The sequence below is a fragment of the Odoribacter splanchnicus DSM 20712 genome (genome assembly GCF_000190535.1).
GTDB classification, from domain to species: Bacteria; Bacteroidota; Bacteroidia; order Bacteroidales; family Marinifilaceae; genus Odoribacter; species Odoribacter splanchnicus.
The window spans coordinates 1,085,906-1,097,910 of record NC_015160.1; the positions used below are offsets into that span (position 1 = coordinate 1,085,906).

9 protein-coding genes are annotated in these 12,005 nt (G+C 42.6%); 4 read left to right on the plus strand and 5 right to left on the minus strand.

Annotated features, from left to right (window positions below; all coding sequences use genetic code 11):
* Position 1: 1 nt before the first annotated feature.
* Positions 2 to 772 carry an EI24 domain-containing protein gene (locus ODOSP_RS04540; RefSeq protein WP_013611208.1) on the minus strand — a complete coding sequence of 257 codons (771 nt, stop codon included), beginning with the start codon at positions 770 to 772 and terminating at the stop codon, positions 2 to 4.
* Between the two features lie 153 nt (positions 773 to 925).
* On the opposite strand from ODOSP_RS04540, the gene purB reads away from it, so the two are divergent.
* The 4 genes from purB (at position 926) to ODOSP_RS04560 (ending at position 5,854) form a co-directional block, all read left to right on the plus strand.
* Positions 926 to 2,263, plus strand: a complete 1,338-nt coding sequence (gene purB / locus ODOSP_RS04545; RefSeq protein ID WP_013611209.1) for an adenylosuccinate lyase — start codon at positions 926 to 928, stop codon at positions 2,261 to 2,263.
* Positions 2,264 to 2,551: 288 nt separating this feature from the next.
* The gene (locus ODOSP_RS04550; protein ID WP_013611210.1) at positions 2,552 to 4,375 is read left to right on the plus strand and encodes an ABC transporter ATP-binding protein; all 1,824 of its coding nucleotides are present in this window, start codon (positions 2,552 to 2,554) and stop codon (positions 4,373 to 4,375) included.
* Between the two features lie 167 nt (positions 4,376 to 4,542).
* Complete coding sequence (locus ODOSP_RS04555; protein ID WP_013611211.1) at positions 4,543 to 4,908, plus strand: four helix bundle protein; 366 nt, start codon at positions 4,543 to 4,545, stop codon at positions 4,906 to 4,908.
* Between the two features lie 70 nt (positions 4,909 to 4,978).
* Entirely contained in the window at positions 4,979 to 5,854 is an 876-nt protein-coding gene (locus tag ODOSP_RS04560; RefSeq protein ID WP_013611212.1) for an NADPH-dependent 7-cyano-7-deazaguanine reductase QueF, read from the plus strand.
* Positions 5,855 to 5,927: 73 nt separating this feature from the next.
* On the opposite strand, the gene ODOSP_RS04565 is transcribed toward ODOSP_RS04560, so the two are convergent.
* From ODOSP_RS04565 to htpG, 4 genes are all read right to left on the minus strand, one after another.
* Positions 5,928 to 7,526 carry a S41 family peptidase gene (locus ODOSP_RS04565; RefSeq protein ID WP_013611213.1) on the minus strand — a complete coding sequence of 533 codons (1,599 nt, stop codon included), beginning with the start codon at positions 7,524 to 7,526 and terminating at the stop codon, positions 5,928 to 5,930.
* Positions 7,527 to 7,567: 41 nt separating this feature from the next.
* The gene (locus tag ODOSP_RS04570) at positions 7,568 to 8,059 is read right to left on the minus strand and encodes a metallophosphoesterase family protein (RefSeq protein WP_013611214.1); all 492 of its coding nucleotides are present in this window, start codon (positions 8,057 to 8,059) and stop codon (positions 7,568 to 7,570) included.
* On the minus strand, positions 8,056 to 8,910 hold the full coding sequence (gene nfo / locus ODOSP_RS04575) for a deoxyribonuclease IV (RefSeq protein ID WP_013611215.1): 855 nt from the start codon (positions 8,908 to 8,910) through the stop codon (positions 8,056 to 8,058). The genes ODOSP_RS04570 and nfo overlap by 4 nt, the downstream gene beginning before the upstream one ends.
* A gap of 290 nt (positions 8,911 to 9,200) precedes the next feature.
* Positions 9,201 to 11,252, minus strand: a complete 2,052-nt coding sequence (htpG, locus tag ODOSP_RS04580; RefSeq protein ID WP_013611216.1) for a molecular chaperone HtpG — start codon at positions 11,250 to 11,252, stop codon at positions 9,201 to 9,203.
* Between the last annotated feature and the right edge of the window lie 753 nt (positions 11,253 to 12,005).

Below are 12,005 nucleotides of genomic sequence, written 5' to 3' on the forward strand. Positions count from 1 at the left end.
TTTATTTAACAGATTTATCGTTCATCCTTTCTACTGCAATAGTACCGGCAATTACCGACAATAATGACACAAAACAACAAGCGGCCAGGCTTAGGGCCGGAATCATAAGAGCCAAAGCGAATACAGTACCTATTCCTGTCACCAAACCGATATTTTTATTCACATAACGGACGCTCTGTCTGACATTAAAACGCTTTCTCTCGATAGCATAATCGATAAAGGCAAAACCGTAAAAATAAGCCGAGGTAAAGAAGATGGCAAAAGGAGCGATTACCCCCACGAGCGGAATAAATGAGCAAAGAAATAATACAAAAGAAATAAACAACTGAAAAATCATATTTCTCAGGGCGATCAGAATTCCCCGAAAAATCTCCCAGGCAAACTGCCTGAAACTAAAGGGAAATTCCCTTCCGGTAAGATGAGCTTCCGTCCGTTCGGACAGCCAGGAATATACCGGCGACATAACGACAAGCACAATATATCCGCCGAAAGCAACGAAAAGGAAGAAATACAGAATCCGCAATACAATCTTAATCAGCACGCTTGTCGTGGTCGTCACCCATTGCAGCCAGGAGATGCCCCCCACCCAGGCAGTAAGCTTAGCCTCGATCAAGCCGTACAGGCTATCTCCCGCTAAAGAAATCAGGATATTTCCCCCAATGAACAATAGCAATAAAATAATGACCGGAAAAAGTAAAAACCACCAGAATTTCCGGCTGAACAAAATTCCGAATGCTTTTCCATAAAGCTGTATCCCTGTAAAGAATCCCATTTTATCAAACTCAATTTAAATTGAAGACAAATGTAAGGAGGAAAAAGCAGATTTTCCGGCTATTTTTTCTATTTTTGTGAGCAAAAATAGTGCAGATTGTCTGATTGAACCAAATTCGTAGAACATAAATCTAATATTCACTTGTTATATACTATGCAACCATTAACAGCAATATCCCCGATCGACGGGAGATACAGAGATAAAGTCGAAAATTTGTCCAATTATTTTTCTGAAAGTGCTTTAATCCGTTACCGGGTAACGGTGGAGGTGGAATATTTTATTGCCTTATGCGAAATACCTCTTCCCCAATTGGCCGGTTTCAATCACCAGACTTTCGAGCAATTACGGGAAATATACCTCAATTTCACCGTCGAAGATGCCCAGCGGATCAAAGACATCGAGAAAGTCACCAATCACGACGTGAAAGCTGTCGAATACTTTATCAAAGAAAAATTCGATGCTTTAAATCTGCAACCATACAAAGAATTCATCCATTTCGGCCTGACTTCACAGGATATCAACAATACAGCGGTTCCCTGTTCGTTCCGGGATGCCGTTCACGATGTCTATTATCCTGTCATCGACGAACTGATCGCCAAACTCGAAGAGCTGGCCGAAGAATGGAAAGAAGTGCCGATGCTGGCCAAAACTCATGGACAACCGGCTTCTCCTACCCGTTTAGGGAAAGAGCTCAAAGTATTCACTTACCGGTTGAGCCGTCAGTTGGAGTTATTGAAAAAAGTAGCCATTTCCGGAAAATTCGGTGGAGCTACCGGTAACTTCAATGCACACAACATTGCTTTCCCGGAAATCGACTGGGCTGAATTCGGAAACCGCTTTTTAACTCAAAAATTAAAAATCGAACGGGAAACATACACTACCCAGATTTCCAATTACGATAATTTTGCAGCTCTGTTCGATAACCTTCGAAGGATCAATAATATTATTATCGACCTCGACCGGGATTTCTGGACTTACATCTCGATGACTTATTTCAAACAGAAAATCAAAGCCGGTGAAGTCGGTTCGTCCGCTATGCCCCATAAAGTAAATCCGATCGATTTCGAAAATTCAGAAGGTAACCTGGGCATCGCCAATGCCATATTCGATCACCTGAGTAATAAGTTGCCGATTTCACGTCTTCAACGAGATCTCACCGACTCAACCGTACTGCGGAACATCGGTGTCCCTTTAGCCCATACGATTATTGCTGTCAAATCGACTTTGAAAGGGTTGAACAAGCTTATTATCAATAAAGAAGCGATCGAAAAAGATCTCGAAAAAAACTGGGCGGTCGTGGCCGAAGCCATTCAAACCGTTCTGCGCCGTGAAGGATATCCCAACCCCTACGAAGCACTGAAAGCCTTGACACGTACCAACAACAAAATTACACAGGAATCTATCGCAGAATTTATCGACACACTCGATATTTCAGCTGAACTGAAAAAAACTCTGAAACAGATTACTCCCTCGAATTATACAGGAATTTAGTTAAAGAGTTGCTGAGTTATAGAGTTACTAAGTTATAGAGTTAAAGAGTTAAAGAGTTATGAAGTTTTGGAGTTTAAGAGTGCAACAACTCAGCAACTTAGCAACTCAGTAACTCAGTAACTCAGCAACTTAGCAACTCAGTAACTCAGCAACTTAGCAACTCAGTAACTCAGCAACTTAGCAACTTAGCAACTCAGCAACTTAGCAACTCAGTAACTCAGCAACTTAGCAACTTAGCAACTCAGCAACTTAGCAACTCAGCAACTCAACAACTCAGCAACTTTACCTATGCACGATTTAATCCTTATTCTCAAGCGTTTTATTCCACCTTATAAACTCCGGGTTACCAAAAGTATCATCTTCAATTTCCTCCATGCGATTTTCGGAAGTCTTTCCATCGCGATGCTGGGACCTATCCTGAAGATTATATTCAACAACGAACAGGATGTAACTGAACTTGTTCCTTTCGAATTTAACAGTGAATCTATCGGACAAATTTTTAATTACTACATCACAACGATCAAATACACTTACGGTCCATCGACAACCTTAATTCTGATCGGGGTGGTAGCCATCGTAACTACTGCTTTAAAAACCGGTTTCGCCTATTTGGGAGCTTATGAATTGATTTATATCCGGAATGGAGTCGTCAGGGACATCCGTCGTAAAATCTATGCCAAAATATTATCCTTACCTCTTCCCTTCTTTTCCGAAGAGCGCAAAGGGGATATTATCGCCCGTATGACCGGAGATGTACAAGAAGTAGAAGCCTCCGTGATGAGTTCTTTGGATATGCTCTTCCAAAGTCCGATTTTGATTATTGTCTATCTGACTTCCATGTTGTTTATGAGCTGGCAGCTCACCTTATTTGTTTTCATTCTTCTCCCCATTATGGGTTTATTGATCGGCCGGGTAGGTAAAAACCTGAAGCGCCGTTCTTGGGAAGGACAAACGAAAATGGGAGAAATTCTGGCTTTAATGGAAGAAACTTTATCCGGTTTGCGAATCATCAAGGCTTTCAATGCAGAGCCCAAAATGACTGAAAAATTCTCAACGGAAAACGAAAGCTACCGGAAAATACAAAACCGTCTGATGCGGCGGCGTTCATTGGCCCATCCGATGAGTGAATTTCTCGGTACGATCGTCGTAGTCATCATCCTGTGGTTCGGAGGAACGCTGATTTTGAATAATACCGGCAACTTATCGGGTCCAAGTTTTATTATCTATATCGGTTTGTTTTATTCTATCATCAATCCGGCGAAAAACCTGACTAACGCCTATTACAGCGTCCAAAAAGGATTGGCAGCGATGGAGCGTATAGACGTTATTCTGGCTGCAGAATCTTCTATACAGGAACCTGAAAATCCGCGAAAACTGGAACAATTCCAACAAGCTGTCGAATACAAAGACGTCAACTTTTCATATAACGAAAGTAAACAGGTACTCAAAAACATCAATCTGGTCATTCCGAAAGGAAAAACGGTAGCCCTTGTCGGCCAATCGGGTTCCGGAAAAAGTACCTTTGTCGATTTGTTACCCCGTTTTTACGATGTGAATAGTGGAAAAATTTGTATCGACGGTATTGATATCCGGGAACTTTCTTTTTATAATTTGCGGGAATTTATGGGGAATGTAAACCAGGATCCTATTCTATTCAACGATACGATCTATAACAACATCGCTTTCGGTATCGAAAATGCCACTTTGGAACAGGTTGAACAAGCTGCCCGTATCGCTAATGCACACGAATTTATTTTACAAACCGAACACGGTTACCAAACCATAATCGGTGACCGGGGAGGCAAATTGAGTGGGGGCCAGCGCCAGCGCCTGAGTATAGCCCGTGCCGTATTGAAAAATCCTCCGATCATGATCCTGGACGAAGCCACTTCTGCCCTGGATACCGAATCGGAAAAACTAGTACAGGAAGCTCTGGATAATCTGATGAAAAACCGTACCTCTATCGTGATCGCCCACCGCCTGTCTACCATCAAAAATGCCGACCTGATTTGTGTCTTCCATGAAGGAGAAATCGTCGAACGGGGAACTCATGAAGAACTCCTGAGTCTGAATGGTATTTATACCAAATTGTATAGTATGCAGAGTTTTTAGAGGGGATAGAGTTGCTGAGTTACTGAGTTGCTGAGTTACTGAGTTACTGAGTTACTGAGTTGCTGAGTTACTGAGTTACTGAGTTACTGAGTTACTGAGTTGCTGAGTTACTGAGTTATTGAGTTATTGAGTTATTGAGTTTATATATGAATTTAAATAAATAAATTATGGGAGGAGTAGTTAAGTTTGAAGAATTGAATATTTGGCAGGAAGCCCGAAGGATTGTGAAGGAAATATACCAGAACACTGCATCCATTAAAGATATGGGTTTTAATGAGCAGATACAAAGGGCAGCTATTTCGATAATGAATAATATCGCAGAAGGGTTTGAATCCGGGAGCAATCCGATGTTCAAACGCTTTCTCTGTATATCTAAAGGAAGCTGTGGAGAAGTTAAAAGTATGCTTTATATTGCTAAAGATTTAAACTACACATCCGAAGAAAAAAGTGAATTACTCCTCCAGGATTGCCAGGGCCTATCTGTAGCAATTAACAAATTTATCCATTATCTGCAACAACACCCCACCCATTAACTCAGCCCCCCAACAACTCTATAACTCTATAACTCTATAACTCAGCAACTCTATAACTCAGCAACTCATTATGACAACCGAAGATAAACTTTTAGGAAAACAAGTCGAATATCCCCAACACTATTGTCCGGCTATTCTTGTAGCGGTCCCCCGGCGGCAAAACCGGGAAATCTATGGCATAGACCACCCAGACCATCTATTTTGTGGTTATGACAGCTGGCATGCCTACGAAGCCAGTTTTATCCTGGATAATGGTATACCGGTAGCCGGGATGTTGAAAATTACTTATCCGGCTTCCAGTCCCTCGATTGTAGAAAGTAAATCTTTGAAATTGTATTTAGGTTCCTTTCATATGGAAGCTTTAGGCAAGACACTCGGGCAGGCTGTCGACCGATTCGTTGCCACAGTAGCTGCCGATCTTAGTGCGTTGTTGTGTACCGAAGTAAAAGTCCATTTTTATGAAGATGCCCCTTCTTTTCTGCCTTTTGATTTCAATGATTACACCCTGCTGGAAAAAGAGCCCGACACCTATGCACTCCAGTTTTCCGTCTATCAGGAAAACCCCGCCTTACTGACCGAAAACATCCAGGAAGCAGGGGAATTAAAAGTATGTAGCCATCTACTGAAAAGTAACTGTAAGATCACCCGTCAACCCGATTGGGGAAGTTTGTACATTCATCTGAAAGGCCGGACACAACCGGCCTATGCCTCTCTGTTGAAATACATCGTTTCGCTGCGTAATGAAAATCATTTTCACGAAGAAATTTGTGAGATGACTTTCAAACGCCTCAGTGATCTTTTCCAACCCGAAATTCTCATGGTAAGTTGCTTATACACCCGTCGTGGCGGGATAGATATTTGTCCTTGCCGGGCCAACAAACCGGATTATCTGCCGCATTATCTGCCCCAAGCCGATATACTGACCCAGCGGAATTTCCGGCAATAACCGCCTGCTTTCTTTCTGTTAAACCCCCGTTCCTGTTTTAGCTGTCATCACCGTTTTCACTGTATTTATAAATCTATTTGCCGAGTATCTTTTCGTACGTACCGTCCTTCAACACTTCCAATCCTTTCTTCAGCATATCGTTCTCCTCATTCATAATCTGATACATCTCGTTCATATTCCAAAGATCCCGGGCTATCAATGCTTTCAGCTGCAATTTAATGGTAGGCAAAAGAGGTTTCAGTGCTTTATCGTCTCTGGGGATATCCGCTTTTTCCCCTGCTTTTACAATTTCATCGATCATGGCATCGGTCACCTGAAAATTCTTCACAAAAGAATCGAAATCAGGATATTTCTTTTTCAGCTGATCCCTGTTTTTATCGATATAATTGGCAATAAACTCACCGATTACATTTTTAGCGATCAGCCGGTTAAAGTACAAATAGCTGATCGTCGTATCGAGAGGCACGAACACGTCCGGGATAATACCTCCTCCACCGTATACAGGGCGTTGTTTTACTTTCGTAAAATATTTCAGGGAATCATTCACTACAATACTGTCAGCACTGACCATTTCTCCGCTCCGATACCGGTTATACAACTCGGCTTCATAATCTTCTTCGCCTTTCGAATAAGGTTTTTGTATACATCTCCCCGAAGGCGTATAATAGTGGGCTATCGTCAGCCGGACCATAGATCCGTCGGTCAGAGGAAACTGTCTTTGCACCAAGCCTTTCCCGAAAGACCTCCGGCCCACCAATACGCCCCTATCCCAATCCTGAACAGCTCCGGAAACAATCTCACTGGCAGAAGCCGAATTGCCGTCGATCAATACGACCACCCGTCCACCCTGCAAGAGTCCTATAGGCGTTGAATATTCTTCGCGCCGCCCGGAATTGACCCCGTCGGTATAAACGATCATCTTCCGTCCATCCAACAAGTGATCGGCGATACCGATAGCGGCTCCCATATATCCCCCTCCATTCGTCTGCAAGTCCAGTATCAAATCTTTCATCCCCTGAGCCTGCAATTTTTTGACAGCTTCCTCGAATTCATCGATCGTGGTCGCTGCAAAGCGGGATAACTTGATATATCCGGTCGTCTTATCCAGCATATAAGTAGCATCGATACTATAAATCGGAATTTTTCCCCGGATAATACGGAAATCCATATTTTCATGTCCTCTCAGCACGCCGACCTTGACAATCGTGCCTTCCTCTCCTTTCAAGCGCTTCCGGACCTCTGTATTCGATAATTTTTTCCCGGCGATATTCTCTCCGTCCACGGAAACGATCCGGTCTCCTGCCATCAATCCGGCCTTCTCGGAAGGGCCGCCAGGCACGATAGCCACAACAGCCAACGTATCCCGGAGAATAGTAAACTGAATACCTATACCGAAAAATCCACCTTCCAAAGGCTCGTTCATCTCATCCACTTCTTCCTTCGTGATATAAACTGAATGAGGATCGAGATCGGACAAAGCTTTTATAATCGCATCTTCCGTCAGCTTCTGCAAATTTACGGTATCGACATAAAAGGCATCGATATAGGCCATCAGCCGCTGATATTTTATGCTTTGTTCTCTCACCTGATTCTCCCGGTTTTGTGCTATCGTCCGGTTGAATAGTGCTCCTGTCAGCAGCAAGAGCCCTGTCAAAATAAAAAGTCTTTTCATCTTATTTAAAGTTACTTCGTTATCCAGGAATAGTTATATCTCTACTTCTTCTCAAGTTCCAATACTTCCAAATCTTTCATTTTCCCCTTTTCTATGACAAAACGGATGGCTGTCCTGACTTTATGGAAACCATACTTCCCGGCAGCCCCGGGATTGATGTGTAAACATCCCAGCGTCTTATCGAACATAACTTTCAGGATATGAGAATGGCCGCAGACAAACAGCTGCGGGCGTTCGTCGTACAATAGCGTCCGTATTCCGGCGTCATAATGTCCGGGATATCCTCCGATGTGGGTCATCACTGTTTTTACTCCTTCACAATCGAATATTAAAGTAGGGGCAAACATCGTCCTTATCTCTCCTCCATCGATATTACCGTATACAGCGCGTAAATTAAAGTTGGCGGCCAAACGATCGGTAACCGCTAAATCACCGATATCCCCGCAATGCCAAACCTCATCGCAATCTTTGAAAAAATCCAATATCTTGCTATCCAACCAGCCATGTGTATCCGATAATAATCCTATTTTCATAAGCTCTTATGCTCTTCTAATTTATAAAGCATCTTTATTTCTTCCGCCCAGTTTTCTTCATCGGGGGTTTCCAGAATCAGCGGCATACGATCGAAACGGGGATCTCTCATAATCCGGCGGAAAGTCTCTATACCCAATTCGCCTTTCCCGAGCACCTCGTGCCGATCGACATGAGAACCTTGCCCTTTTTTAGAATCGTTCAGATGCATACCTTTCAGATACTTCAATCCGATCACTTCATTGAAATGCTCAAAAGTTTCCTGAAAGCCGTTTTCACTCTTGAGGTCATATCCGGCAGCGAAAGCATGACAGGTATCGATACATACTCCAATCCGGTCTTTATCTTCAACTTTGTCGATAATATAGGCCAACTGTTCAAAAGTATATCCCAGATTAGACCCTTGTCCGGCCGTATTCTCAAGCACGGCACAGACACTCTTGGTCTTATCCAGCGTGATATTGATCGATTCGGCAATTATCGTCAGGCACTCCTCCTCACTCACTTTCTTCAACGAACTTCCCGGATGAAAATTGAGTAGTTTCAGTCCCAGTTGTTCACAACGCAACATTTCATCCAGAAAAGCACTCCTGGATTTTTCCAAAGCCTCTTTATCGGGATTTCCCAAATTGATCAGGTAACTATCATGAGGCAGAATCTGATCGGCCGTATAACCGAATTCCTGACAACGCTGATGAAAACGTTCCATATTTTCAGCCGAATAGGGTGCTGCCACCCATTGGCGTTGATTCTTCGTAAATAAAGCGAAACTTTTCGCTCCGATCCGATAAGCATTTACAGGAGCATTCTCCACTCCACCCGATATACTGACATGTGCTCCGACATATTTCATATTCCGATGTCTTTTAATAATAATCTTCTGTTTAACTTCAGTCTCAAGAGGTATAACGCCCGATCAACACAAAAGTTCAATAATTTGCAAAGTTAATTTTTTATACTAAATATCTCATATCCCTCTCCCACAAGATCGTAATCTATCCTTAAAATCTATCCTCCGGGATTTACAAACCTACAAAAAGTTAGCCGAAATCTTACTTAACGTCTACAAAATTGGAAATAGTTTTATTAAAATAAAAGCGGGCATCTTCAACAATGCCCGCTTTCACATCTTCCGTCTTTCGGTTATTTAATCAACTCTACGCTTCTCTTCACAAATTTATTCAGTGCTTCTCCTTTCAACAGACCGTTAGCGAGTAAGGCAAGGTCGATCAACTGGCCGACCACCTGATTACCTTTACCATATTCCTGCAACAGCTCTTGTTTTTGTTTTCTCAAGCCATTGATCTTATCGTCATATTCTTTCTTCCGGTCTTTGTCGACTTGTGGAATTTCATCTTCTTTCTTCCCTTTGTTCAGTTCGTCGATCTCTGTTTTCTTCCCTTCATTTTCTTTAATTTCGAAATCGATCGGTTCGAGTTTAGCCGCCATTTCTTTCTGTTCATCAGCCAGGATATTCTTTACCAGCTTATGATCGGTATTCACTACCAACGTAAACTGGTCATCCATAGCTCCATAGAATCCCATCCCCGGATTCATGGCAGCCATCTCTTTCATCCGCCGCATAAACTCAGAACGGGTGATTAAAACAGGATCGGCCGTTTCGCCCAATGCTTCGAAATTGACCACATACATGCCTCCTTCTTTAGGGAGTTGTGCATTGAAAACATCCTTCATCTCCTCCTGTTCAGCTTCGCTCCAATCGGTTTCCTTCGTTTCATTTTTAGGAATCAGTTTATCAATCACATCCGAGTCGACACGTAAAAATTTATGATCGGCATTTTTCTGCTCGATATGATTGATAAAATGTGTGTCCAACTGCCCATCCATCACCAGAACGTCATAACCTTTATCCTTCGCAGCCTGGATGTAAGTATATTGTTCCTGTACGTCGGTAGCGTACAGATAAACGATATGATTGTCCTTATCCGTTTGGTTAACTTTCACCAGATTTTCATACTCTTCCAGGGTAAAATATTTCCCATCGGTATCTTTGAGCAGCACGATAGGATTGGCCCGTTCGGCAAATTTCTCGTCTGTCAGCATGCCGTATTGAATAAATACCTTCAGGTCATCCCATTTTTTCTCGTACTCTTCCCGGTTGTTTTTGAAGATATCGGTCAGACTGTCGGCCACTTTCTTCGTAATGTGGTTGGAAATCTTCTTCACATTCCGGTCACTTTGCAAATAGGAACGGGATACATTCAACGGAATATCCGGCGAATCAATCACCCCATGCAGTAAAGTCAGGTATTCGGGTACGATCCCTTCGACAGAATCAGAAACATACACCTGATTGCTGTATAATTGAATTTTATTTTTTTGTATTTCAAACTTATTATCGATTTTCGGGAAATAAAGAATACCGGTCAGATTAAACGGATAATCTACATTCAAATGGATATGGAACAAAGGATCTTGTGCCATGGGATACAATTCCCGGTAGAATTTCTGATAATCTTCTTCCTTCAGTTCGGATGGTTTACGTGTCCACAGCGGATTGGTGTCATTGATGATATTATCTTCTTCGGTATCGACATATTTTCCATCTTTCCATTCTTTCTTCTTTCCGAAAACAATCTCTATCGGGAGGAATTTACAATACTTCGTTAATAAATCCTGTAGCTTATTCTCTTCCAGGAAATCCTTTTCCTCGGCATTGATATACATAATGATATCCGTTCCCCGTTCGGCTTTTTCGGTATTTTCCAGGGTGTATTCGGTATCTCCTTCACCGGTCCATTTTACAGCCTGCGCTCCTTCTTTGTACGATTTGGTCACGATTTCCACCTTATCGCTCACCATAAAGGCAGAGTAAAATCCTAATCCGAAATGACCGATGATCGTAGCGGCATCATCTTTATGTTTTTCCAAAAATTCTTCTGCTCCCGAAAAAGCAATCTGGTTGATGTATTTTTCCACCTCTTCCCGGGTCATTCCGATACCGCTGTCGGATACCGTCAAAGTACCTGCCTCTTTGTCAGCTTTCACCCGCACCCGCAAATTAGAAGCCTCCCCTTTAAATTCTCCCGAAGATGCCAATACTTTCAATTTTTGTGTAGCATCTACTGCATTCGACACTATTTCACGAAGAAAAATTTCATGATCCGAATAGAGAAACTTCTTAATAATCGGAAATAAATTCTGCGTTGATACTCCTATTTTTCCAGTTGCCATAGTATATCTGTTTTTTAGTTTTAAATTCAAGTTTACGCAAGTAAATACACAATTGTTATGCCAAAAAAATGAAAGTGACAAAAAGACAGCCCAAGCTTCAAATCCATAGCAATCCCAATAAGAATAAAATAAAGCAGTTATATACATATTTACACTTATAAACGTAGGTTTATTTTTTCTTTCTATTCCGATTCCGGGTTTTATCCCGTCAGACCGGTTCGCCTGGACCGGTCCGTTAAGGCTTTCCTTCACTGACCGGCGGAACTCCTCACTGCGTTCGTCAAACACCACCGGTCGGGCGTTCGGAAAACCTAACCGGACCCTCGTTCCTGCTCCAATGGTCTTCCGGCATAAAACCCTTCATCTCACGGCAGAGCTAACCGGCAAAGAAAATACAACCAAAAATTTGCAACAGCAGGAAGCCGGACCGTCCGGATTATTTCCAGTGAGAATAATCTTTCTTAAATCAAGACTGGTTTGCAATTCAGTGATAACGTAAGTCGGAGGTGATCGGGATTGGCGACCATTGGAGCTCTGTCGAGTGTCGTCTTGCTTTTTCTGAACGCCCGACCGGTGGTGTCTGACGAGCTTGCGAGGAGTTCCGCCGGTCAGTGATAGAAAAAGTTAGACGACCGACAGAAGCGACCGGGTCGCCAATTCCGATCACCGAAGACGAATTACTAACGAAATAAACCCAGGTCTGATTGGGCGAGAACCGGATGAGTATATGCTAAGAGATGAGACATTTCCAGT